Origin of the sequence: Mesorhizobium sp. M0207 (assembly GCF_040321995.1) — a bacterium.
Taxonomy (GTDB): domain Bacteria; phylum Pseudomonadota; class Alphaproteobacteria; order Rhizobiales; family Rhizobiaceae; genus Mesorhizobium.
Genome location: NZ_JAMYSQ010000004.1, coordinates 260257 through 282297 on the forward strand (window position 1 = coordinate 260257; position 22041 = coordinate 282297).

General features: G+C 61.9%; 22 protein-coding genes and 1 tRNA gene. 14 read left to right on the plus strand and 9 right to left on the minus strand.

Annotated elements, in window-relative coordinates:
- Window positions 1-117: 117 nt before the first annotated feature.
- From NKJ15_RS09420 to tkt, 3 genes are all read right to left on the minus strand, one after another.
- Window positions 118-2007: a potassium/proton antiporter gene (locus NKJ15_RS09420; protein ID WP_352685952.1), complete on the minus strand. Its 1890-nt coding sequence runs from the start codon at window positions 2005-2007 to the stop codon at window positions 118-120.
- A gap of 217 nt (window positions 2008-2224) precedes the next feature.
- A complete protein-coding gene (gene gap, locus NKJ15_RS09425; protein WP_023678507.1) occupies window positions 2225-3235 on the minus strand; it encodes a type I glyceraldehyde-3-phosphate dehydrogenase in 1011 nt (336 codons plus the stop codon).
- 158 nt (window positions 3236-3393) lie between these two features.
- Window positions 3394-5385, minus strand: a complete 1992-nt coding sequence (gene tkt, locus NKJ15_RS09430) for a transketolase (protein WP_352814955.1) — start codon at window positions 5383-5385, stop codon at window positions 3394-3396.
- Between the two features lie 260 nt (window positions 5386-5645).
- Between tkt and NKJ15_RS09435 the strand changes: the two genes are divergently transcribed.
- From NKJ15_RS09435 to NKJ15_RS09450, 4 genes are all read left to right on the plus strand, one after another.
- Window positions 5646-5918, plus strand: a complete 273-nt coding sequence (locus NKJ15_RS09435; protein WP_006200774.1) for a DUF4164 domain-containing protein — start codon at window positions 5646-5648, stop codon at window positions 5916-5918.
- Between the two features lie 4 nt (window positions 5919-5922).
- Window positions 5923-6288, plus strand: coding sequence for a cell division protein ZapA (locus NKJ15_RS09440; protein WP_254816554.1), 366 nt, complete (start codon window positions 5923-5925; stop codon window positions 6286-6288).
- 175 nt (window positions 6289-6463) lie between these two features.
- Window positions 6464-7123, plus strand: coding sequence for a peroxiredoxin (locus NKJ15_RS09445; RefSeq protein ID WP_023678511.1), 660 nt, complete (start codon window positions 6464-6466; stop codon window positions 7121-7123).
- Between the two features lie 150 nt (window positions 7124-7273).
- Window positions 7274-8146, plus strand: a complete 873-nt coding sequence (locus NKJ15_RS09450) for an MBL fold metallo-hydrolase (protein ID WP_352471144.1) — start codon at window positions 7274-7276, stop codon at window positions 8144-8146.
- Between the two features lie 182 nt (window positions 8147-8328).
- On the opposite strand, the gene NKJ15_RS09455 is transcribed toward NKJ15_RS09450, so the two are convergent.
- The 3 genes from NKJ15_RS09455 to NKJ15_RS09465 all read right to left on the minus strand — a co-directional run bounded on the left by NKJ15_RS09455 (window position 8329) and on the right by NKJ15_RS09465 (window position 11414).
- The gene (locus tag NKJ15_RS09455; RefSeq protein WP_352471143.1) at window positions 8329-8841 is read right to left on the minus strand and encodes a hypothetical protein; all 513 of its coding nucleotides are present in this window, start codon (window positions 8839-8841) and stop codon (window positions 8329-8331) included.
- Between the two features lie 434 nt (window positions 8842-9275).
- Window positions 9276-10187 carry an RNA polymerase sigma factor RpoH gene (gene rpoH, locus NKJ15_RS09460; protein ID WP_023678514.1) on the minus strand — a complete coding sequence of 304 codons (912 nt, stop codon included), beginning with the start codon at window positions 10185-10187 and terminating at the stop codon, window positions 9276-9278.
- Window positions 10188-10373: 186 nt separating this feature from the next.
- A complete protein-coding gene (locus NKJ15_RS09465) occupies window positions 10374-11414 on the minus strand; it encodes an RluA family pseudouridine synthase (RefSeq protein WP_352814957.1) in 1041 nt (346 codons plus the stop codon).
- Window positions 11415-11440: 26 nt separating this feature from the next.
- Between NKJ15_RS09465 and NKJ15_RS09470 the strand changes: the two genes are divergently transcribed.
- The 3 genes from NKJ15_RS09470 to NKJ15_RS09480 all read left to right on the plus strand — a co-directional run bounded on the left by NKJ15_RS09470 (window position 11441) and on the right by NKJ15_RS09480 (window position 12393).
- On the plus strand, window positions 11441-11824 hold the full coding sequence (locus tag NKJ15_RS09470; protein ID WP_352540246.1) for a fimbrial protein: 384 nt from the start codon (window positions 11441-11443) through the stop codon (window positions 11822-11824).
- Window positions 11821-12228 carry a VOC family protein gene (locus NKJ15_RS09475; protein ID WP_352768220.1) on the plus strand — a complete coding sequence of 136 codons (408 nt, stop codon included), beginning with the start codon at window positions 11821-11823 and terminating at the stop codon, window positions 12226-12228. Before NKJ15_RS09470 ends, NKJ15_RS09475 begins: the two co-directional genes overlap by 4 nt.
- 90 nt (window positions 12229-12318) lie before the next feature.
- Window positions 12319-12393: transfer RNA gene (locus NKJ15_RS09480), tRNA-Glu, on the plus strand.
- 512 nt (window positions 12394-12905) lie between these two features.
- On the opposite strand, the gene NKJ15_RS09485 is transcribed toward NKJ15_RS09480, so the two are convergent.
- Complete coding sequence (locus NKJ15_RS09485) at window positions 12906-13973, minus strand: adenylate/guanylate cyclase domain-containing protein (protein WP_352703759.1); 1068 nt, start codon at window positions 13971-13973, stop codon at window positions 12906-12908.
- Between the two features lie 115 nt (window positions 13974-14088).
- On the opposite strand from NKJ15_RS09485, the gene NKJ15_RS09490 reads away from it, so the two are divergent.
- The 4 genes from NKJ15_RS09490 (at window position 14089) to tolA (ending at window position 17181) form a co-directional block, all read left to right on the plus strand.
- A complete protein-coding gene (locus tag NKJ15_RS09490) occupies window positions 14089-14529 on the plus strand; it encodes an SRPBCC family protein (protein WP_008873905.1) in 441 nt (146 codons plus the stop codon).
- Between the two features lie 407 nt (window positions 14530-14936).
- The gene (locus NKJ15_RS09495; RefSeq protein WP_352540244.1) at window positions 14937-15518 is read left to right on the plus strand and encodes a VOC family protein; all 582 of its coding nucleotides are present in this window, start codon (window positions 14937-14939) and stop codon (window positions 15516-15518) included.
- 27 nt (window positions 15519-15545) lie between these two features.
- Window positions 15546-16412: a glutathione S-transferase family protein gene (locus tag NKJ15_RS09500; RefSeq protein WP_352768216.1), complete on the plus strand. Its 867-nt coding sequence runs from the start codon at window positions 15546-15548 to the stop codon at window positions 16410-16412.
- A 364-nt stretch (window positions 16413-16776) separates the two neighbouring features.
- The gene (gene tolA / locus NKJ15_RS09505; RefSeq protein WP_352471136.1) at window positions 16777-17181 is read left to right on the plus strand and encodes a cell envelope integrity protein TolA; all 405 of its coding nucleotides are present in this window, start codon (window positions 16777-16779) and stop codon (window positions 17179-17181) included.
- Window positions 17182-17318: 137 nt separating this feature from the next.
- Here the strand turns inward: tolA and NKJ15_RS09510 are convergent, their stop codons facing one another.
- Window positions 17319-17534, minus strand: coding sequence for a hypothetical protein (locus NKJ15_RS09510; protein ID WP_352768213.1), 216 nt, complete (start codon window positions 17532-17534; stop codon window positions 17319-17321).
- A gap of 333 nt (window positions 17535-17867) precedes the next feature.
- Between NKJ15_RS09510 and NKJ15_RS09515 the strand changes: the two genes are divergently transcribed.
- Window positions 17868-18839: a DUF2865 domain-containing protein gene (locus NKJ15_RS09515; protein ID WP_352814960.1), complete on the plus strand. Its 972-nt coding sequence runs from the start codon at window positions 17868-17870 to the stop codon at window positions 18837-18839.
- A gap of 83 nt (window positions 18840-18922) precedes the next feature.
- Here the strand turns inward: NKJ15_RS09515 and NKJ15_RS09520 are convergent, their stop codons facing one another.
- The gene (locus NKJ15_RS09520) at window positions 18923-19276 is read right to left on the minus strand and encodes a hypothetical protein (RefSeq protein ID WP_352814961.1); all 354 of its coding nucleotides are present in this window, start codon (window positions 19274-19276) and stop codon (window positions 18923-18925) included.
- Window positions 19277-19930: 654 nt separating this feature from the next.
- On the opposite strand from NKJ15_RS09520, the gene pstS reads away from it, so the two are divergent.
- Both pstS and pstC read left to right on the plus strand, forming a co-directional pair.
- Window positions 19931-20992, plus strand: a complete 1062-nt coding sequence (gene pstS, locus NKJ15_RS09525; RefSeq protein ID WP_352814963.1) for a phosphate ABC transporter substrate-binding protein PstS — start codon at window positions 19931-19933, stop codon at window positions 20990-20992.
- A 59-nt stretch (window positions 20993-21051) separates the two neighbouring features.
- Window positions 21052-22041 (plus strand): phosphate ABC transporter permease subunit PstC, encoded by a 990-nt coding sequence (pstC, locus tag NKJ15_RS09530; protein WP_352634128.1) that lies wholly within the window; start codon window positions 21052-21054, stop codon window positions 22039-22041.

Sequence of the window (22041 nt, forward strand, 5' to 3'; positions counted from 1 at the left end):
CGCAACCGGCCGATCGGGATCATTTCCGGCGATGTCGGAACACATGGACGCGCCACACCAGTTGCTGAGCCATTCTTCAGCCTCGCGGCAGGGTTCCGCGGCTCGGGTGGACAGCGGTCAGCCTTCGCCAGTTGTCTTTTCCACCACGGGCTGCGGAACCGTTTCCATCTCGGCCGCCGCCTCGACCGCCCGCGCCTCGGCCGGCTTGCGCCGGTTGCGGATGAAGGCGGCGATGCGGTCGCGGATTTCGCCGGCACTGAGAAACACCGGAACGCGCGCCACCGGCGCGGTCGGCTCAAAGGACAGGCCAAGGCCGGTGATCCTGCCCTTGTCGTCGACGTCGCGGACGATCAGCTCGATCGGACCGAGCAGCACGCGGTCGGCATATTCGGCGTGGCCGCCGAGCCGCGTAGTGACCAGGTCGCCAATGCTGAGCTTGCGTTCCGCTTCGGTCAGGCCCGGCGCGTAGGCGGTTTCCAGTTCCTCGGCGGGGCGTGACGGATCGACGGCGAAGGCGCCGAAGAAATCCGCGTCCTCGGGATCGACCACGGCACGGCTGGCGAACAGCTTGTCGAGCAGGCGCGGATAGCGGTCCGGCACGAAGATGTAGACATGGTCGCCGGCCGCGAGCCGGCCCATATCCTGGAAGCGCATCGAGCGTCCGTCGCGCAGCACCAGCGACGGCCGCGCCCAGCGCGGAATGCGTTCGCCGCGCGCCACCGGGCTGCCAGGTGACACGCGGTAGGCGAGAAGCTCATGATGGGCGGAGCCCGGCAGTTCCAATTCGACCTTGTCGAGCGGTCCCAGGCGGGCCGGCACGATAAGGCCGAGACGGCGCGCCAGCGGCCCGACGGTCCATCCCTGGATGATCAGCGAGACCAGCACGATGATGAAGGCAGTGTTGAAGATGAGGCGGCCGTTCTCAAGACCGCCGAGCAGCGGCGTGATGGCAAGCAGGATCGACACGGCACCACGCAGGCCAACCCACGAGACGAAGGCGACTTCCGGGCGTGGCAGACGGAACGGCACCAGGCAGAGCCAGACGGCGATTGGCCGTGCCACAAATACCAGGAACAGGCCGAGCAGCACTGCCGGCACCAGGATCGCCGGAAATTGTGAAGGCGTCGCGAACAGGCCGAGGATCAGGAACATGATGATCTGCGCCAGCCACGACATGCCGTCCTGGAAGCGCTTGAGGATGGTCACGGCCCGGATATCGGAATTGCCGGCAATCAGGCCTGCGAGATAGACCGCCAGGAAGCCGGAGCCGCCGACGGCACCGGCGGCAGCGAACACCATAAGCGACAGCGTCAGCACGAAGATCGGCAGCAGGCCGTGATCGAGATTGAGGCGATCGACAAGGCGCACAATGGCCATGCCGCCGAGAATGCCGATGACCGCGCCGAGCCCCATGTTGACAAGGAAGCCGACGGCAAGATCGGTGACCAGCACCTTGGCCTCGGGGTGGGTATTGGCGGCGATGACCTCGACCAGCGTGATGGTCAGGAAGATGGCGATCGGGTCATTTGTGCCGGATTCCACCTCGAGCGTGGACCGCACGCGCTCGCGCAAATTGATCTCGCCGGCGCGCAGCAGGAAGAACACCGCCGCGGCGTCGGTCGAGGCGACGGCGGCACCGAGCAGGAAGGATTCCAGCCAGGTCAGGTCGAGCAGATAATAGGCGGCGGCGCCGAAGAGCCCGGTGGTCAAAAGGACGCCGAATGTGGCCAGCGACAGCGCCGGCCCGGCCGCCTGCCGCAAGGCGTTGAGCGGCGTGCCGAAGCCGGAATCGAAAAGGATGACCGCCAGCGCCAATGAGCCGGCAAAATAAGCAACTCGGGCATTGTCGAAATGGATGCCGAGACCGTCGGTTCCGGTGGCGAGGCCGATGCAGAGAAACAGCAGCAGGAGAGGGGCGCCGAAACGGAAGGCGATCAGGCTTGAAAACGCGGCGGCAACGACAAGTGCTGCGCCAACGAGCGTCACAAGATAGATACCATGCTCCATTCGTTGGTCGCCCCTAGTCGATATGCTACGGCATCACGGGAGAGTGGGGCGAAGACATGGCCGCTGCAAGGCAGCAGCGTGGCTTTTTGCCCCACGCTGCCGATCGTCGAAAGTTTTGGCACCCCCGAGCAGCGGAGCGTGCCTCGGCGGTTCGTGCTGCAATGAAAAACGCCCGGACTGAGCCGGGCGTCTCCAAGTCGAGAAGCTGGCTCTGCGATCAGGCGATGGTCTTGCCGAAGGCGACGGCGGTATCGCCCATGCGGTTGGAAAAGCCCCACTCATTGTCGTACCACGACAGCACCGAAACGAAGTTGCCGTCCATGACCTTGGTCTGGTCGAGCGCCACGATCGAGGAATGCGGATCATGGTTGAAGTCGATCGAAACATTGGGGTGACGGGTAACGGCGAGGATGCCCTTCAGCTTGCCGTTCGAGGCGGCGATCACCGCGTCATTGATCTCCTGGACGGTGGTCGGCCGTTTGGCGATAAACTTGAAATCGACGAGCGAGACGTTCGGGGTCGGCACGCGGATGGAGATGCCGTCGAGCTTGCCCTTGAGTTCGGGCAGTACCAGGCCAATGGCCTTGGCAGCACCGGTCGAGGTCGGAATCTGCGACAGCGCGGCGGCGCGGGCGCGGTAGAGGTCCTTGTGCATGGTGTCCAGCGTCGGCTGGTCGCCGGTGTAGGAATGGATCGTCGTCATCATGCCCTTCTCGATGCCGACCGCCTCATTCAGCACGGCCGCCAGCGGCGCCAGGCAGTTGGTGGTGCAGGAGGCGTTCGAGATGACGATGTGGTCCTTGGTCAGCTTGTCGTGATTGATGCCATAGACGACGGTGAGATCGGCGCCCTCTGCCGGAGCGGAGACGAGAACGCGCTTGGCACCGGCGGTCAGATGGGCGACGGCCTTGTCGCGGGCGGTGAAGATGCCGGTGCATTCGAGCGCGATGTCGATGCCAAGCTCCTTCCAGGGCAGTTGCGTCGGATCCTTGATCGCGGTGACCTTGAATTTTTCCTTGCCGACGATGATCTGGTCGCCGTCAACCGTCACCTCATGCGGAAAGCGGCCATGCACGCTGTCGAAGCGCAGCAGATGCGCGTTGGTCTCGACCGGGCCGAGATCGTTGACCGCGACGACGTCGATATCCTTGCGGCCGGATTCATGGATGGCGCGCAGGATGTTGCGGCCGATGCGGCCGAATCCGTTGATGGCAACTCTGACGGTCATTGTTCTCTCCCTGGGAGTTGGAGGCCGAAGATCAAGTCCGCAGCTTCATAACGGCGGACGGGCAAAGAATCCAGCCGCCGAGGCGTGGATTTAAATCGATTAGTGCTCCACCGCCCGGCAAAACCGCTATGCCAGCCTTTGCCGGGCGAGGCTCACTTTCATTTGCCATGCAGACGGGCTTCCGCCGCCTTCACCGTTGCCTCGGCTGTGATGCCGAAATGCGGGTAGAGCTGTTCGATGGTGCCGGAGGCGCCGAAGCCGGTCATGCCGACAAAGATGCCGTCGGTGCCGATGAAGTGATCCCAGCCCTGACGGATGCCGGCTTCGATGGCAATCTTGGCCGGCGCATTGCCGATCGTCCTGCTGCGATAGTCGGCGCTCTGCTTGTCGAACAATTCGAAACACGGCACCGAGACGACGCGGGTCGCGTGGCCGTGCTTTTCCAAGGCCTCGCGGGCGGCCAGCGCGATCTCGACCTCGGAGCCCGACGCGAAGATCGTCACCGCCGCCTCGCCACTGGCGGCGGCAAGTTCATAGGCGCCGCGGCTGGAGAGGTTTTCCGCAACGAAGTCGTTGCGTACCGTCGGCAGGTTCTGCCGGGTCAGCGCCAATGTCGAAGGCGTCTTTTCCGACTCAATGGCCAACTGCCAGCATTCCGCGGTTTCCACCGCATCGGCGGGGCGGAAGACATTGTGGTTCGGAATGGCGCGAAGTGCTGCCAGATGCTCGACCGGCTGATGGGTCGGGCCGTCTTCGCCAAGGCCGATGGAATCATGGGTCATGACGAAGATCGAGCGGATGCCCATCAGCGAAGCAAGCCGCATCGCCGGACGGGCATAGTCGGAAAAGCACATGAAAGTGCCGCTATAGGCGATAATGCCGCCATGCAATGTCAGCCCGTTGAGCGCGGCCGCCATGCCGTGCTCGCGAACGCCGTAATGAACGTAGCGCTGGCCGTAATCGTCGGCGGTGATGTTCTTGGTCTGGCTGGTCTTGGTGTTGTTGGAGCCGGTCAAATCGGCCGAGCCGCCGATGGTTTCGGGCACGGCGCCGTTGATGACCTCCAGCGCCATTTCCGATGACTTACGGGTGGCGACCTTCGGCTTGTCGGCGGCGAGCTTCTTCTTGTAATCGCCAATGACGGCGTCGAAGTTGGCCGGCAGCGTGCCACTGATGCGGCGTTCGAACTCGCTGCGCAATTTGGCATCAGCCTTGGCAAGGCGGCTTTCCCAGTCGGTGCGCGCCTTGACGCCTGTCCGCCCGGCGGTACGCCATGCGTCGAGGATATCGGCCGGAACCTCGAAGGGCGGATAATCCCAGCCGAAGAATTTTCTGGCGCCAGCGATTTCCTCGGCGCCGAGCGGCGAGCCATGCGCCTTGTTGGTGCCGGCCTTGGTCGGCGCGCCGAAGCCGATGGTCGTCTTGCAGGCGATCATCGTCGGCTTGTCGGAGTGGCGGGCCGCTTCGATGGCATAGGCGATCGCTTCCGGGTCCTGGCCGTCGATATGGCTGGCATTCCAGCCGGACGCCTGGAAGCGGGCGACCTGATCGGTGTTATCGGCGAGCGACACCGGGCCATCGATCGAGATGTTGTTGTTGTCCCAGAAGACGATCAGCTTGTTCAGTTTCAGATGCCCGGCAAGCGCGATGGCTTCCTGGGATACGCCTTCCATCAGGCAGCCGTCGCCGGCCAGCACATAGGTGTAGTGGTCGACGAGATCTTTGCCGAAAGCGGCATTCATGATGCGCTCGCCGAGCGCGAAGCCGACCGAATTGGCAAGGCCCTGGCCGAGTGGGCCGGTCGTCGTCTCAATGCCCGCGGCATGGCCGTATTCCGGGTGGCCCGCCGTCCTCGACCCCAATTGGCGGAACTGCTTGATCTGGTCGATGGTGATGTCTTCGTAGCCGGTCAGATAGAGCAGCGAGTAAAGCAGCATCGATCCGTGGCCGGCCGACAGGATAAAGCGGTCGCGGTCCGGCCAATGCGGGTTTTTCGGATCGTATTTGAGAAAGCGGGTGAACAGCACCGTGGCGATGTCGGCGCAGCCCATGGGCAGTCCGGGGTGGCCGGAATTTGCCTTCTCGACGGCGTCCATGGCGAGAAAACGGATCGCATTGGCCATCCGGTCATGTTGTTCGCGCGAGGTCATGCTTCCTCCAAAATGGGGGTTTGGGCCTTGGGAAAGCCCTTGAAAAGGGTGCGCGACACATAGCAGGCGCGGCCTTTTAGTCAACAAATCGGTGTGCTTTTGCCGGTCTTGTGATGGCCGTGCGCGACTTACATTAGCGTTAGCAGGGGACAGTCGCGACAGCTTTATTGACGTGCGGTTCACACGACGCGTAATGTTTCAGGGATAACGCGTTCTGAACGTGGATGATTCGGTGATGGGCAGGGCGCAGGACGAAAGCCATGACCGGGGAAACGACCCTCAAGGAAGTCATTGCCAGGCTGGGTAAGGCCATCGAAGGGCTGGAAAACGCCGTCGCGGCCAAGCTTGAGCATGAGCGGGACTATTCGGAAGCCGAGGCCGAAGTGCAGCGGATGAACGCCGACCGCTCGCGGCTGGCGCAGGAGCTCGACAATTCCGAGGCCCGCGCCGAACGGCTGGAAGATGCCAACAAGGAAGTGTCGCGAAGGCTGGTGACAGCTATGGAAACCATCCGCGCGGTACTGGACAGGTAGGCCAATGGCACAAGTCACGGTTTCCATCGACGGCAAGCAGTATCGGATGGCCTGCGACGAGGGCCAGGAAGAGCATCTGATCGATCTTGCCGAGCGCTTCGACCGCTATGTCTCGCATCTGAAGGATTCTTTTGGCGAGATCGGCGACCAGCGGCTGACCGTGATGGCCGGCATCATGGTCATGGACGAGCTTTCGGAACTGCAGAAGCGGGTCAAGGGCATGGAAAGCGAAGTGCTGACGCTGCGCAAGACGCGCGACGACGCACTGACCAAGGCCGACAAGAACGATTCCGTGCTGACCGGGGCGCTCGGCGCACTGGCCCAGCGCATGGAAGACCTGGCGACGACGCTGGCAGTGAACAAGGCCTGAACCAGCGCAGCGAAAATTCCTGCTGCATTTGCCGAGAAGCAATGAAAATATTTCGCCGCCGGCCTTGATGCCGGCGCAACAGGCGTTTGAAGGATGACGCCGGAGTGATAGAAAGGCAAAAGCAGCGCCGGGCAACGCCGGCTGCGATCTGCACGCACAGGGTAAGGGACACGTCATGAGCCTTCGCATCAACGATATCGCACCGGACTTCACCGCTGAGACCACGCAAGGACCGATCAGCTTCCATGAATGGATCGGCGACGGCTGGGCGGTATTGTTCAGCCATCCGAAGAACTTTACGCCGGTTTGCACGACCGAACTCGGCACAATGGCCGGGCTCGAAGGCGAGTTCAGGAAGCGCAACGTCAAGATCATCGGCATCTCGGTCGATCCCGTCCAAAGCCATGAAAAGTGGCAGAACGACATCAAGACCGCGACCGGTCATTCGGTGAACTACCCGCTGATCGGCGACAAGGATCTCAAGGTCGCCAAGCTTTACGAGATGCTGCCGGCGGGTGCCGGCGAGAGCTCGGAAGGCCGCACGCCCGCCGACAATGCCACGGTGCGTTCGGTTTACGTCATCGGGCCCGACAAGAAGATCAAGCTGGTTCTCACCTACCCGATGACGACGGGCCGCAACTTCGACGAAATCCTGCGCGCCATCGATTCCATGCAGCTGACCGCCAAGCACCAGGTGGCGACGCCGGCGAACTGGAAGCAGGGCGAGGACGTCATCATCACCGCTGCCGTCTCGAATGAGGATGCCATCAAGCGCTTCGGCGCCTATGAGACGATCCTGCCATATCTCAGGAAAACCAAGCAGCCTTCCGCCTGAGCAGGCAGAGGCGGCACAGAGAGTTTTCGGTTTTCCTGGCCGTGTGAGCATGGGGTGCTTGACGATGCCTGGTTGACGGACAACCATGCCTTTAATTTGCCGTGGCAGAGAAAATCCTTCCTGCCGTGGTGAGGGGCGAAGGAGGCTGGATTGGACGCATTATCGGCCAGGTCGCAGGTCACCGGCTTCTATGACAAGCCGAGCGGGTCCGTCCAGTATGTGGTCGCCGACATGGCGACCCGCAAATGCGCTATCATCGATCCGGTGCTCGACTTCGACGAAAGGTCCGGTGCAACGGCAACGAAAAACGCCGACGCCCTGCTCGACTTCGTCAGGGAAAGCGGGCTGGAGGTCGAGTGGATCCTCGACACGCATCCGCATGCGGATCATTTCTCCGCCGCCCATTATCTGAGGGGGAGAACCGGAGCGCCGACGGCAATCGGCGAGAAGGTCATCGACGTCCAGAAATTGTGGAAGGTGATCTACAACTGGCCGGAATTCCCCGCCGACGGTTCGCAATGGGACAGGCTGTTCGCCAACGGCGCAACTTTTTCGGTCGGCGGCATTGCGGCAAGAGTGCTGTTCTCGCCGGGCCACACACTGGCCTCGATCACTTACGTCATTGGCGACGCCGCCTTCATCCACGACACGCTGTTCATGCCGGACAGCGGCACCGCAAGGACAGACTTTCCGGGCGGCAGTGCCGAGCGGCTCTGGCGTTCGATCGAGGACATCCTGGCGCTGCCGGACGAGACACGTCTGTTCGTCGGTCACGACTACCAGCCGGGCGGTCGCGAAGCGCGGTGGGAAAGCACGGTCGCGGAGCAGAAGGCCGGCAACATCCATGTTGCCGGCTGCAAGACGGAAGCCGACTTCGTCGCGCTCCGCCAAGCCCGCGACAGGACGTTGCCGATGCCGCGGCTGATCCTGCACGCGCTGCAGGTCAATATGAATGGCGGACGCCTGCCGGAACCGGAATCCAACGGGCAGCGCTATCTGAAGTTTCCGCTCGATTGCCTGTGAGAGGATGGGTCGCTGGCACTACAATGCCATTCAGACTCGGCGCCGCCCTCATCGTTCTGCGATGGTCATCCAAGCTATTGATCCTGATTCGATTTTTGCGATGTTTGAATCCGATAGGTCTATGCGGGACGACGGTGGCGGCAGCCGGATGAGGAGCAGCGCAGACGCCAGCCAGTCGAGCGTCAGGGTTTTGTTCGGCGGGCTAAATGTTCATACGTGATTTGCCAAGGATCGCTCTCGGAAGATCTTTCCTCGCCGATCCAATGGAAGCTGGTGGCAGTGATCTCGGTGAAACGCCATCGAGTTTGCAGACCGCGCGAGTCATTGCCGAGCTGGACAATGTCCTTACCCTCGGCCCGCCCGATCTGGCGCGAGTGATCCCGGTTGAGCGGGTCGTTCCATATGATATGCCAGCCATCGATCCCAGGGTCGAAGATGCGCAAGGTTGTGCCATACATCGCGGACGGAGCAGGGCGCTTGGGCCTGATCCAAACGTCCTGAATCGCGCGGCCTTCGAGCACCCAGCCAAAATGGCATTCGCCATCCCATTTCTGGATTGTGCCGTCGTCGAGGTAGTGGACCGAGTCCATCTCCCAGCTTCCAATTAGCCATCCATACAGGGCCATGTCTTTCGCTCGATCGGCTGGCGGACCGTCGGATCCGAGGGCGGCCAGAAACGGAGAAATCGTCATCATCACACTGCCTTTCGTTTCCAATAGACGAACTCAACTGCCCGACGGACCGTTGTCGCGCCCGCCTGCCGCAAGCGCCGGGTTGTGGAATGCCGCGGTCGGCGCCGCAACATTGCCGCCACAGCTTGCAGCCTTGCGGTTTTCAGGGCTTGGGGAAAATTGCGACAATGCCGCTATCAATGAGATCGTCCTGGGGACGCCTGGCAAGGCTACTGAGCAGTTAGGGCGACGGATCGGACATCCGCGAAGGCGCCGCGGAACCGGCAACCCGCTAATGCATGTCGCGCAAAAGTGTGCAGCGGTTTTGCGATAACGACATGCATAAAAACAAGAATCTAAAGCGCGCCGCACAAGGCCGGCCCGAACGCGACGCGCTTTAGAAAAAACGGCGGCGCCAGTTACCTGACGCCGCCGTTATTTGTTTCTACCGGAAGGCCTTACGCCGCCGGCTGCGCCTCGATGGTGCGCAGCGCCTGCGTCTGGCGCTTGGCTGCGGCCTTGACCGCGTCCTGCACCTTCTCGAAGGCGCGCACCTCGATCTGGCGCACGCGCTCGCGGCTGATATCGAACTCGGCCGACAGCTCTTCAAGCGTCAACGGCTCATCGGCGAGGCGGCGCGCCTCGAAGATGCGGCGTTCGCGGTCGTTGAGCACGGCAAGAGCGCCCGACAGCATGCCGCGCCGGTTTTCCAGCTCGTCCTGCTCGATCAGCATCTCTTCCTGGCTTTCGTGGTCGTCGACCAGCCAGTCCTGCCATTCGCCGGACTCGCCTTCACTGGCCCGGATGGGCGCATTGAGCGAGGCGTCGCCCGACAGGCGGCGGTTCATCGACACGACTTCCGCTTCCGAGACGTTCAGCCGGGTGGCAATCTCGGTGATCTGATCGGGCTTCAAATCGCCTTCGTCGAGCGCCTGGATCTTGCCCTTCACCTTGCGCAGGTTGAAGAACAGGCGCTTCTGGTTGGCGGTGGTGCCCATCTTGACCAGGCTCCACGAGCGCAGGATGTATTCCTGGATCGAGGCCTTGATCCACCACATCGCATAGGTGGCGAGACGGAAGCCGCGCTCCGGTTCGAATTTCTTGACGGCCTGCATCAGGCCGACATTGCCTTCCGAGATCACCTCGCCGATCGGCAGGCCATAGCCGCGATAGCCCATGGCGATCTTGGCGACGAGCCGAAGGTGGCTGGTGACGAGCTTGTGCGCAGCTGTGGTGTCCTCATGCTCGGCATAGCGCTTGGCGAGCATGTACTCTTCCTGCGGCTGAAGCATCGGAAAGCGGCGGATTTCTTCCAGGTAGCGGCTGAGACCGCCTTCGCCGGAAACGATACTGGGTAATGACTGGGCCATGATAGCGCCCCCTCTCTATTGAGTGATGCCCCCGAAACGCGGCGGGCATGTGGCGCGAATGCCAAAGGCACATTCGCGCCAACCGACATATATAGGAACAAAACCAGAAAGACAGGCATTTGTTCAACACGAAACAGTGTGTCACGTTGAAGTGAACAACGCCGGTCAGGTTTTCAGGTGGTTGGTTCAGAGCTTGCGGAAGCCGTCGACGAGTTCCTCCATGTCCCACGGTATCGGTGCTTCGAACCTCATCGTTAGATGGGTATCGGGATGCCGAAATGCAAGGAGGCGGGCGTGCAAAGCTTGTCGCGGAAACGCCTTTACCTTGCTTCTTAGCGGCTCGGGCAACCGATTGGCCTTGGTGCGGAAAGCCTGGCCGTATTCGGGGTCGCCAATCACCGGATGGCCGATATGGGCCATGTGGACGCGTATCTGGTGAGTGCGACCGGTTTCCAGCCGGCATTCGATCAGGCTCGCCGTGGCGAATTCCTGCTGCTGCTCGCCAAAGCGCTCAACGACGATGAAATGCGTGACGGCGTGGCGGGCATCGTCGCGGCCTTGCGGCACCACGGCGCGGCGTACCCGGTCGGCGGCGCGGCCGAGCGGCGCGTCGACCGTCCCGGTCGGCCTTGCCGGTATGCCCCAGACCAACGCCAGATAGGCCCGCTCGAGATCGCCGGTCAGGCCGTGGTCGGCAAAGGCCTCCGACAACGCCTTGTGGGCGCGATCGGTCTTGGCGACGACCATGACGCCGCTGGTCTCCTTGTCGAGGCGATGGACGATGCCCGGCCGTCTCACCCCGCCGATGCCAGACAGGCTGTCGCTGCAATGATGGATCAGCGCGTTGACCAGCGTGCCGGTCCAGTTGCCGGCGCCGGGATGCACGACCAGCCCGGCCGGCTTGTTGATGACGATCAGCTCGCTGTCCTCGTAGAGGACGTCCAGCGCAATATCTTCGCCTTGCGGCGCCGCTGGTTCCGGCTCCGGCATATCAACCGACACGCTGTCACCTTGCGCCATCTTGCGCTTCGTTTCGCTGGCTGGCTTGCCGCCGATCCTGACGGCGCCCTGCTTTATCAGCATCTGTACCCGGCTGCGCGACATGTCGGGGCCGAGCCTGGCCGCCAGCCATTGGTCGAGCCGCTGGCCGGCCGCATCAGCGCCCGCCTCCAGGACGATCGGTCCGGCCCCTATTAATTGTCTGACCACTTCGTTATGAGCGCTCATCGAAAACAGTTCCGGAATCTGCTGCCATGGCCCGGCCGCTTGCCGACGAAGACGAGGAAAAGCCGCTCGACCCCGAGGTCGAAAAGGTGCGGAGGAAGCTCGTCCGCTTCGTCGCCATCAATCTCGGCCTGCTGTTCCTCGCCCTTATGGTGGTGATCGCGGCACTTGTCTACAAAGCGCGCAACGCGCCGCCTGCCGCCCCTCCGCTAAGCAGCGACATCCAGGTGCCGATCGGCGAGACGGTCAACGGCGACATCGTGCTGCCGGTCGGCGCCAGGGTGATCAGCCAATCGCTGTCCGGCAATCACCTGTCGATCGACGCAGAGCTGCCCGACGGCAGCCGCGCCATCTTCGTCTATGACATCACCGAGCGCCGCATCGTTGGCCATTTTTCGATCAGGAACAAATGACCGGTTTTGCCGAACACCGCAGCATTGCCACGGTCGCGCTTGTCGTCGCAAATTATGACGAGGCGATCTCGTGGTATGTCGACCAGCTGGGTTTTGTCCTCACCGAAGATGTCGATCTCGGCGGCGGCAAACGCTGGGTCACGATCACGCCGCGCAACGGGCAGGGTGCGCGCCTGCTTCTCGCCGAGGCATCCGGCGATGCGCAAAGGCACGCCATCGGCAGCCAGACCGGCGGCCGGGTCTTTTTGTTCCTCGAAACCGACGATTTTGCCCGCGACTATGCGCTGATGCTCGAAAAGGGCGTTGAGTTCCGTGAGGCGCCCCGGCACGAGACCTATGGCACTGTGGCGGTTTTCGCAGATCTCTATGGAAATCTCTGGGACCTGATCGAGCCAAAACGCTAGGCTTGCAGCGGATACTTCACCGGCGCGATCAGCAGCCTTAAGCCTAGTTGCTTTTTGCCAGCCGTCAGCCTATATCGCCGGTTCTTGAACGCGCCCATCGTCTAGCGGTCAGGACACCGCCCTCTCACGGCGGGAACAGGGGTTCGATTCCCCTTGGGCGTACCAAGTCTCTCCCAGCTCTCGGCAAACCATCAATCCGATCCATCGCCTTGGGTCGCGGCGGGTTTGGCTCATTGCCGCTTCTGGCGCAGCGGAGCCGATTGCATTAGCACTGCATCGTGGGTCTTGAGGCACAGCGTTAGCGGCGCGCAGAACGTCGCGCTGAACAGGGCAGTCGATGCCACGCGGGGAGGAGCCAGATACAGAAACTACAATCGCAAGGCGTCCATCACGCTGGTCGGCACTGCCTGGAGCCGACCTGAGCTACAGCTGCCGGCGGCGGATCGTTTTGGCGAGCTCGGCGAAGGCGCCTCTCCCTCGAAGGGTGGATGCCGGGAAGGCCCTTAGCACCGGCCAGCGAAAGCTGCGCGCGACGCGCATGGCTGGGCTCTAAACGCGCCATACTCCAGTTGCAGTATCGTAGCTTCTTTGCCGTTCGAATTTCTCTCAGTCATGGCTTCGCACGATACCAAGATATGCTGCGAACGACACATCCACGGCGGGCTCAACCATTCGATCTATTCCGGCAAGCCGAAAAGTGTTTGCGCGCCTGCTATTCCTCCGAGCGGATGACTGCCCATGGCGATCATCCGCTCGGTAGTTTCTGCCTCGAACACTGTCGACGCGAGCACCGTCCGTCCCAACGGCTTGCACAGCCCCTCGATGCGGCTGACAAGATTTACAGCCTTGCCGATCGCGGTGAAGTCCAACCTGCCGGCAGTGCCGATATTCCCCCAGAGTATCTCGCCGACATGCAGGCCAATGCCATATCCGAGCTCAGGGCCGCCATTGCGGCGCCGAGTTTGGTTGAGATGATCTATCCCGGCGCGCGTGGCCTTCACGGCGCGTACCGCCGCGTCACATGCGGCATTTGCATCGCGCTCGCCAATCGGGAAAATCGCGAGGACGCCATCACCTATAAACTTGAGAACCTCACCACCAAATGCGTGCACCGCGCCGGCGACGCAATCGAACCAGGCATCAAGTACCAATACGATCTCGTCTGCATCATGAACCTCGGATAGATCGGTGAAACCTCGAAGGTCCGCGCACAGAAGCGCAGCCCGTATCGTCTCTCCCTTTACTCGACGAGAATGACCGTTGAGCACATGTGCTGCACTGCGCTTTCCCAAATATGCCTCGAGCAATGCGCGTTTCGCGGACCGTTCTGCGAGTGCGGTCATCGGAGCCGCAGCAAACCGGGAGATTTGCCGCAGCAGCTCTGACTGCGCCTCATCCGGAGTATGATCGAACGCCCACACCAAAGTCGGTGCGACACCGCCCGCTCGCTCGTCGAACACGATCGCCCGCGTCGTGCCAAGCCACTCCCGCAGCACGAGCCGGGGATCGGCATTCTGGCGGTCGGCGCCTATCCCCAAAGCCTCGACCACTTCACCCCCAGGCGCTCGCCAGAGCCAGATGCGGCGTGAGATAATCGGGTCGGGAGCATCCTGCGCCAGCGCGCCGGCGATGATCGGCAAGCCGTCTTCAATCAAATGCGTTGAGAGCTGCAATAGAAGTCGCCCACCGTCGCCAATATGCGCGGCGTCGTCCAGAAGGAATGAAAGCGACTTTGCGAGAAGCATGGGTAGAAGGTCACTCGGCACCGGCTTATGCTTACGCCTCGAACATCTTCTTGCAACTCCCCACATTCGCTTCAATCATGCAGGTATTCGCTGCGGATGTGACCTGGAGTGAGCGATGGCGGAATCGGTTTACACAGAGATTGAGGTCGCGGCGCCACAAGCGACCGTGTTCGCGCTTTTGACGGATCCGGACCAGATTGTGCGATGGATCGGGACCGAAGCGAATTTGGATGCAACGCCGGGCGGTCTGTTCCTCGTCAATGTCGGTGGTCGCCATATGGCGCGCGGTGAGTTCACCGAGGTGATCCCGGTCCACCGTCTTGCCTACAGTTTTGGCTGGGAAGACAACGAGACCGTGCCGCCCGGCTCCAGTCATGTCGAGATCGACCTGATCGCGAGGGATGCGGGGACACTGATCCGCTTCACGCACAGCGGACTGCCGAACGCAAAGGAGCGTGACAGCCACCGAAGGGGATGGGAGCACTACCTCTCAAGGCTCAAGATCACTGCCGATGGGGGACATGTCGATCCCGACGTGCCGATGAAGAATATGTGATTTTCATCTAAGGGCCGCGGATGCCCGTAATCCGAACCAGGCGCGGCATGCGTCAACGAGGCCCCCTTTGACCTGCCGTCGCCAAACCGGCCGCTCGGGAAACCCAGCGACCTGCGGGCCGCCGCACCATTACAGCTGCCGGCGACGGGTCGTTTCAGCGAGCTCGGCGAAGGCGTCCGCGATCTCGGTGCCGCTCTTGGCGCCTGCGTGGAGTTCTTGAAACTCAGCGCTTCTGGCGCAACGCCTCGGATTGAATTAGCATCCGTTCATCAAAGCTCCGGCCGCACTCCTGCAGGATGCGGAATGCGGAGCGCAGGCGAGCGAGGCCGGGCGCGGTCACATGCCAAGCGCGACTGGGCATCCGAACTTCCGTTCGGCGGCAAGACGGCGTGGCCGGGAGGAGTCAGATGCAAAAGCTGCAATCGCAAGGTGTTCATCACATCACGCTGGTCGGGGCCGGGCGCCAGACTTCCATCGATTTCTGGGAGGGCGTGCTTGGCATGCCTTTCATCTTCGAGCAGCCCAATCTCGATAAGGCAAGCGAAAGCCATCTCTATTTCGATCCGGGCGACGGCCGGCTGATCACCGTCTTCACCGACGAAAGCCGCACGCCGGTCAAGCGGCGCACGCCGACCGACACCGGCTGCGTCCATCATATCGCTTTCGCGGTGTCGCGCGTCACCTTTCTGCAGGCGGTTGCCCGGCTCGACGAGCGCGCCATCAAGCACAGCGGCGTCAAGGATCGCGGCTTCATGGACTCGATCTATTTCGAGGATCCGCTCGGCCTGCTGATCGAACTCGCCTCCTACCGTTTCGAACCGCCGGCGGGCTTCACCCATGCCGACGTGCTGATGCAGGCGCACAAGATCCGCGTCGCGCGCGGCGACTACAACATCGCCGAAGTGCACCTTGCCGATGCGATCCAGGCGCTTGTCGAGCGCTCGCGCACGACCTTGTCGGAGGATCGCGCACCGAAAAATCCATACTGACGACACGCCAAACAAAGGGAGGACATAATGGCAAAGACAGCAACGAAGAGTGCGAAAAAGCCCGCCACCAAGGCAGCCAGGCCAGGAGCGAAGCCGGCGGCCAAAGCCGCCGCCAAGTCAGCGGCGAAAGTGGCAAAGCCGGCGGCCAAGGTCTCCGCCAAGAAGCTGGCGCCGAAGGCCAAGGCGAAACCGGCGAAAAAGCCCGCGCTCTCGCTCAGCATGCTGAAGCCCAGCGTCAACAATATGAGCGTTCGAGTGTTTGCACGCGCCGCCGGGCTCGATCATTCCGAGACCGACGTATGGGGTCTCACGCGCTCGCCCGAATACATGGCGCGAAACCCGGCCCATCTTACGCCGATGATCGAGGACAAGGGCCTGCCGAGAGGTGTCTTGTGGGAAAGCTGCGCCATTATGCAGTACCTCGCCAACAAGCACGGGCTGGAGAAACTATATCCCAAGGCGCCGGCCAAGCGGGCAATGATCGACAGTGCCATGTTCTACCTGATCGGGACGCTCTACCCCTATGTGGCGCGCGCCACATATCCTGTGCTGAATTTCCCGCAATATGCCGGCGAGGTCGGCCACAGCGACGCCCACCCCGACAAGAAGTCGGAAGCCCAGAAGGCCGCTATAGAAGCGATAGCCGAGCCGCTGGAGGTGTTTCACAGCTTCTTCAGGAACGGCAAGCCGTTCATCGGCGGCAAGAACCCGTCGATCGCCGACATCCGCCTGGCGGCGACGCTCGAGTTCCTCGCCGTCATCGACTACGCGCTGCCCCAATGGGCAAAAGACTATATGGCGGCGATCGAGAAGAAGCTCGGCAAGGCCTATGCCGAGCCGGCCGGCGACGTGCGCGGCTATATCGCCTATGTGCGGTCGCAGGCCAACGCCTGAGGCACGTGCAGGCCGGCGATCGTCCGCACGTTCTGCGGGAGCCGGTAGTGATCTGAGGTAATTCTTTCTTACTCTCCCCTGTTTGCACGATGTGGGGAGCTTAAGGTTTCGTTAACCGAAACCCTTTCTACTGGTATCCACCTCCAGCTTGCGACCACGGATGTACTGGCGCGGATGGAAAGCAAAGGTCGGCTGCTCGCCGGCCTTTGCTTATTGCAGCCCTGCCGAAGTTTGCGGCTGACGGCGCTTCACGACGCCTGAATGGCTGATGAAGCGCGTTGCCGGCATCTTGCCATCGCCGATGTGGGCCCTACCATCGAAGTAGTCCCGTCCTCGATGGCGGTTCAAGGACAGAGGCCCTGTCATGAAAAGCATTGCTGGAATGATGGTGATTGCAGGCGCCATGCTGGCGGGTGCAGCCGGTCAATCGAATGCAGCGACGCTCAACACCATGCCGGAGGTCGGGGCTGCCATCCAGGCGTGCTGGACCCCTCCGGCGAATGCCGGGAATTCCACCGTCACCCTGAGCTTCAGCTTCAGGCGCGATGGCACGCTGATCGGCCGGCCCAAGCCGACCGCCATCCGCGTCGCCGGCGAGGAGAAGACGCGCCAAGCTTTTGTCGACGCGGCGGTCGCGGCCGTGGACCATTGCCTGCCGTTGAGCTTTTCACCGGCGCTGGCTGAAGGCATCCCGGGCAAGGTGTTCACTCTGCAATTCAACTCGCCCAAACAAGAACAGGCTGCACCGCGAGTGAAGGCTTCGCCTTGATCTTTTCCGACAACCGGATTCCACTTTTCGGGACCTAATGCATGTCGCGCAAAAGCGTGCAGCGGTTTTGCGACAACGACATGCATTAGACAAGAACCTAAGCGCGTCGCATGACGCCCGGTCGACCGCGATGCGCTTTAGTGGCGCCTTCGTCTCGCCTCGACATGTCGCGCCAGTTCCGGCACCTCGAAGACATAGTCGCTCCAAGCCGATTCCGGTATCTGGCCGGCGAGATAGCACTCCAGCAAAAGCCTCTGCTCGTGGTCGAGTGGCCTCGGTGCGCGTTCATGGTCCAACCAAAGTGAATGGAACAGATTCCTGGTCAGGTCCGCGACAGTGAAGTGGATCGACATTTGCGGTCTCCTCCTTTGGCCGCTCAACGCCGATCCCAGGGCTAAGGTTTCAGCGACGGCCGGCCGGTAACGCCGGATTGATCGCGATGCCGAACCCGCCGCGCGCATCAAACTTCGCCGTGGCGGGCGTCCGCCGGCGTTGCTGCCGGTTCGTCTCAATCTTGAAATAAAAATGTAATATTGAATTTACACGAGTAGATCTAATACACTAGAGCTAAAGTCTCTGGTGGCGGTTTGATCTACTTCAATTAGGAAAAACTGATTTAGCTAGTACTTATCAATAGTCGACAAAGAAATCCTGTTCTCGGTGCAACAAGGATAATGGTCGTTCCAATGACACGCTTCTGGCCCCTCACGATTCTGATGCTGGTGTCGGCAATAGCCGTTGCGCTCGGCACATCCTTCTCCTACGCGGATAGCTGCGGTGCCATCAGGAGCCAATTGCTTTCGGCGGGGCGCAGCGGCGGGACCAGCCCCGAGCTTGCCCAACTGCGCCGGCAACTCGCCGCGATTCAAAAGCTTGAGAGACAACGCAGATGCGCAGCGAAAACCGCCGGCTTCTTCTTCAATCCCTGCGCCGACCTGGTCAGCAGCAAGGCGGAGGTGCAACGGCAGATCGCCAGACTGTCGAATTTGAGCAGGGACACGTCCGGACTGAAGGCCAGGTTTGTCGCGCTGGGCTGCGCCGCCCCCGCTGCCAAGAAACAGCCGGCGCAGCAACGCCCGGCACCCAAGGCCCAGTCCGCAGGCACAACAATTGGCGGCAATCGGATGCTGTTTTGCGTTCGCTTGTCGGACGGATATTTCTTCCCCGCGCCAAAATCGCAGTTCGCCAAGAGCGACGATCTGAAGGAAACGGTCGATCAGTGTCGCTACATCTGCGACGATGCCGGCGTCGACCTCTATACGCTGAGCGACGCCACTCGCGAGACCGAGGAGATGGTCGCGCTCGAGTCGGGAAAACCCTATGTGGAGCTACCTGCCGCGTTCCGGTACCGCGACGACGCGAACTTCAAGGCCTGTGACGTCAAGCGCTATTACCAGCGCGTTGCCGAACTCAGGGCACGAACCGTGACACCGGCCAACATGAGCAACGCCATCATTCCGTTGCCGACCGCAAAGCCGGATCTTGGCGTCGTCGCGGAAATTCCTGAATCCGGGATCGAAACTGCCGGTGCGGCTCTCGCAGGGGCAAAAACGTCGGTTTTCGAGGTGCCAGGGACTGCCCAGCATCAGTCGATCGAGAAAGCGATCGGCGCGCGGCCGGTGAGAGTGGTCGGGCCGGCCTTTTTCCCGGCGGACTGACCAGGGCGGGCGATGTTCCGAGACGGCTGGCCGGATAGCCGCTTCAAGGCCTGGAGCCGTGCGCATCGACCGACGTCGGCTGGTTATTCGCAGACCATGCGGGCCCGTTTACCGGGCTCGCTGACATTCTTGCAAGTTAGCGGCTTCGTCGACTCCGGCGACAGCATGGGCGGGTTGTTGGTGACCCTCCTCCGAGGCGTTGCAACGGAAGCCGCGCTCCTGCGCACCGCCGGCCTTTTCGGCGTTTGCGGCGCCACTGGAAAGACGTCGGTCTCCAGTTGCGACTGTTCGGCTTGCGCCTGCGGCGAAGGCCTGTCCCAGAAACGGCGAACATCGAGCGGCTTGGGAATGATGACGGTGCCGTCATAGCTGCGCGCGCAGCCGCTTCCCAGAGGCAGCGCCAGGCACAGGAAGACAGGCAGAACCCGTCGAGACATCAGCAATACCCCTGCAAGCTTATAACGCTGCTTCGGCCTAACCGACAACCGGCGGAATAGGGCGAAGGGAGTAGATACCGTGAAGTAGAAGTCGTCGCACTTCCAGTGGAAGGCGTTGCTCGAAGATCGAGCGCCGGGTCGGGCGCGGATGGAGGTCCGGCGCGAGTTAGAACCTTGCGATTCGTCAACGCTTCCAGCGTAAGGCCATGGTGCGATCGCACCATACCAAAGCCGCGCTCAGTGGCGACAATGGGATATTCGAAGTTCCGCTCCTCCAGTTACGGGCGGGAGCAGCGACCGCCGGCAAGAAACAGGGTCAGATTTACCCCAACGGACCTGTTTCGGCGATGGCGCGGCCATGACACGTTCTGGCTGCATGCAACGCGCTCCCGTCCGGCTTTTTTCTTTTAAAGCCGGTGGCTGCGATCGCCGAGCAGACGATGCCGGCCGGAATTCACGCAAGCTGCTGATTCCAGCGGCAAACCGCGGCCCATGCCGACAAAAGCCCGCGGCCGCTCCTTCTTAACCCGGCTGGACGTCGTTACCGGAGCGACATGAAACTGTCATGCGACTGTAATAATCGGGGGCTATTGGCCTCAGCGGGCGCCGGAGGAATGGCGCCGAGAGACCATATTCCGAACAGGAGCAGGCCACATGAGACATTTCATCCGCTCGGCGGCCGTTGCGATTGCAATGGCTGCGGCGACGACCACCCTCACCCTGTCCGCCGCGCTCGCCGCGGACATCTCCGGCGCCGGCGCCACCTTCCCCTACCCGATCTATGCGAAGTGGGCCGACACCTACAAGAAAGACACCGGCGTTGGCCTTAACTACCAGTCGATCGGTTCCGGCGGCGGCATCAAGCAGATCAAGGCCAAGACCGTTACCTTCGGCGCTTCGGATGCGCCGCTCAAGGGCGACGAGCTTGAAGCGTCCGGACTGGCTCAGTTCCCGATGGTGATGGGCGGCATCGTTCCCGTCGTCAATCTCGAAGGCATCAAGCCGGGCGAGTTGGTTCTCGACGGCCCGACGCTGGCCGACATCTTCCTCGGCAAGATCACGAGCTGGGATGACGAAGCGATCAAGAAGCTCAATCCCGACGTCAAGCTGCCTTCGCAGGCGATCGCGGTCGTTCACCGTTCCGATGGATCGGGCACGACCTTCAACTTCACCTATTACCTCGGCGACGTCAGCGCGGACTGGAAAGAAAAGGTCGGCGTCGACAAGGCCGTGGAATGGCCGGTCGGCATCGGCGCCAAGGGCAATGAGGGCGTTGCCAACAATGTCTCCCAGACCGGCGGCGCGATCGGTTATGTCGAATATGCCTACGCCAAGCAGAACAAGCTCATCCACACCGATATGATCAACAAGGACGGCAAGAAGGTCGAGCCCACCGCGGCGGCATTCTCGGCGGCAGCGGCCAATGCCGACTGGAGCTCGCAGCCGGGCTACGGCGTCATCCTCGCCAACGAGCCGGGCGCCGAGTCCTGGCCGATGACGGCGGCAACGTGGATCCTGCTCTACAAGAAGCCGGATGATGCCGCGACCACCGGCGAAGCGCTCAAATTCTTCGCCTGGGCATACGACAAGGGCGACGAGATGGCCGGCGAGCTGGACTACGTTCCGATGCCCGACAAGGTGGTTGAGAGCGTCAAGGCCATGTGGGCCAAGGAAGTCGTCGGCGACGACGGCAAGCCGCTCTACTCGGCTATGTAATCTCCTCCAGGGAGGGCGTCGATGGCGCCCTCCCTGTTGCCTTTAATCGCGAGGACCCAATGACCATCGCTTCCGATGCCATGCCATCATCTGCAGCAGCCCGGGCCAGGGAAGCTACGGTGCGGCGCTTCGCGCTCACAGATGCCATATTTCGCGGACTCACCCGCGCTTCCGCAATCCTTGTGCTGGTCATCCTCGGCGGTGTCGCGATCTCGCTGTTTGCCGGCTCATGGCAGGCGCTGTCGTCGTTCGGTTTTTCTTTCCTGACGACTGAGAGCTGGAATCCCGTTACGGAAAAATTTGGCGCACTGGCGCCGATCTACGGCACCCTGGTGACGGCGGCCATTGCCATCCTGATCGCGGTTCCGATCGGCATCGGCATTGCAATCTTTCTCACCGAGCTCTGCCCGCGCCCGCTCAGGCGCCCGATCGGCATAGCGGTCGAGCTGTTGGCCGGCATTCCTTCGATCATCTACGGCATCTGGGGCCTGTTCGTGTTCGCGCCGTTCCTGCAGACGACGATACAGCCCTTCATCATCAACATCTTCCACGGCGTGCCGGGACTATCCAGCCTTTTCGCCGGCCCTCCTTACGGCATCGGCCTTCTGACCTCGGCGCTGATCCTCGCCATCATGGTGCTGCCCTTCATCACCTCGATCACCAAGGACGTCTTCGATACGGTGCCGGCGGTGCTGAAGGAATCGGCCTATGGCATCGGTTGCACGACCTGGGAAGTGACCCGGCGCGTGGTCATTCCCTATACCCGCATCGGTATCATGGGCGGCGTCATGCTTGGCCTCGGCCGGGCACTCGGCGAAACCATGGCGGTGACTTTCGTCATCGGCAACGCACATCGCATCAGTGCCTCCCTGTTCGCGCCGGGCACGACGATCTCGGCGACCATCGCCAATGAATTCACCGAGGCCGACGGCGACCTCTACACCTCCTCGCTGGTTTCGCTCGGCCTGATCCTCTTCGTCATCACCTTCCTGATCCTCGCCGCCGCCCGCTATATGCTGATGCGGATCGACGCCCGTACGGGAGCCTGA

Excerpts from the sequence above, each read along its gene's own strand:
- NKJ15_RS09490 (WP_008873905.1), top strand. The coding sequence starts at position 14,089 with ATGGCGGAATCGGTTTACACAGAGATTGAGGTCGCGGCGCCACAAGCG.
- pstS (WP_352814963.1), top strand. The coding sequence starts at position 19,931 with ATGAGACATTTCATCCGCTCGGCGGCCGTTGCGATTGCAATGGCTGCG.
- NKJ15_RS09485 (WP_352703759.1), bottom strand. The coding sequence starts at position 13,973 with ATGCTTCTCGCAAAGTCGCTTTCATTCCTTCTGGACGACGCCGCGCAT.
- rpoH (WP_023678514.1), bottom strand. The coding sequence starts at position 10,187 with ATGGCCCAGTCATTACCCAGTATCGTTTCCGGCGAAGGCGGTCTCAGC.
- NKJ15_RS09455 (WP_352471143.1), bottom strand. The coding sequence starts at position 8,841 with ATGATGACGATTTCTCCGTTTCTGGCCGCCCTCGGATCCGACGGTCCG.
- tolA (WP_352471136.1), top strand. The coding sequence starts at position 16,777 with ATGAAAAGCATTGCTGGAATGATGGTGATTGCAGGCGCCATGCTGGCG.
- NKJ15_RS09500 (WP_352768216.1), top strand. The coding sequence starts at position 15,546 with ATGGCAAAGACAGCAACGAAGAGTGCGAAAAAGCCCGCCACCAAGGCA.
- NKJ15_RS09520 (WP_352814961.1), bottom strand. The coding sequence starts at position 19,276 with ATGTCTCGACGGGTTCTGCCTGTCTTCCTGTGCCTGGCGCTGCCTCTG.
- NKJ15_RS09470 (WP_352540246.1), top strand. The coding sequence starts at position 11,441 with ATGGCCCGGCCGCTTGCCGACGAAGACGAGGAAAAGCCGCTCGACCCC.
- NKJ15_RS09420 (WP_352685952.1), bottom strand. The coding sequence starts at position 2,007 with ATGGAGCATGGTATCTATCTTGTGACGCTCGTTGGCGCAGCACTTGTC.
- tkt (WP_352814955.1), bottom strand. The coding sequence starts at position 5,385 with ATGACCTCGCGCGAACAACATGACCGGATGGCCAATGCGATCCGTTTT.
- NKJ15_RS09510 (WP_352768213.1), bottom strand. The coding sequence starts at position 17,534 with ATGTCGATCCACTTCACTGTCGCGGACCTGACCAGGAATCTGTTCCAT.
- NKJ15_RS09445 (WP_023678511.1), top strand. The coding sequence starts at position 6,464 with ATGAGCCTTCGCATCAACGATATCGCACCGGACTTCACCGCTGAGACC.
- NKJ15_RS09440 (WP_254816554.1), top strand. The coding sequence starts at position 5,923 with ATGGCACAAGTCACGGTTTCCATCGACGGCAAGCAGTATCGGATGGCC.
- gap (WP_023678507.1), bottom strand. The coding sequence starts at position 3,235 with ATGACCGTCAGAGTTGCCATCAACGGATTCGGCCGCATCGGCCGCAAC.
- NKJ15_RS09465 (WP_352814957.1), bottom strand. The coding sequence starts at position 11,414 with ATGAGCGCTCATAACGAAGTGGTCAGACAATTAATAGGGGCCGGACCG.
- pstC (WP_352634128.1), top strand. The coding sequence starts at position 21,052 with ATGACCATCGCTTCCGATGCCATGCCATCATCTGCAGCAGCCCGGGCC.
- NKJ15_RS09495 (WP_352540244.1), top strand. The coding sequence starts at position 14,937 with ATGCAAAAGCTGCAATCGCAAGGTGTTCATCACATCACGCTGGTCGGG.
- NKJ15_RS09475 (WP_352768220.1), top strand. The coding sequence starts at position 11,821 with ATGACCGGTTTTGCCGAACACCGCAGCATTGCCACGGTCGCGCTTGTC.
- NKJ15_RS09435 (WP_006200774.1), top strand. The coding sequence starts at position 5,646 with ATGACCGGGGAAACGACCCTCAAGGAAGTCATTGCCAGGCTGGGTAAG.
- NKJ15_RS09515 (WP_352814960.1), top strand. The coding sequence starts at position 17,868 with ATGACACGCTTCTGGCCCCTCACGATTCTGATGCTGGTGTCGGCAATA.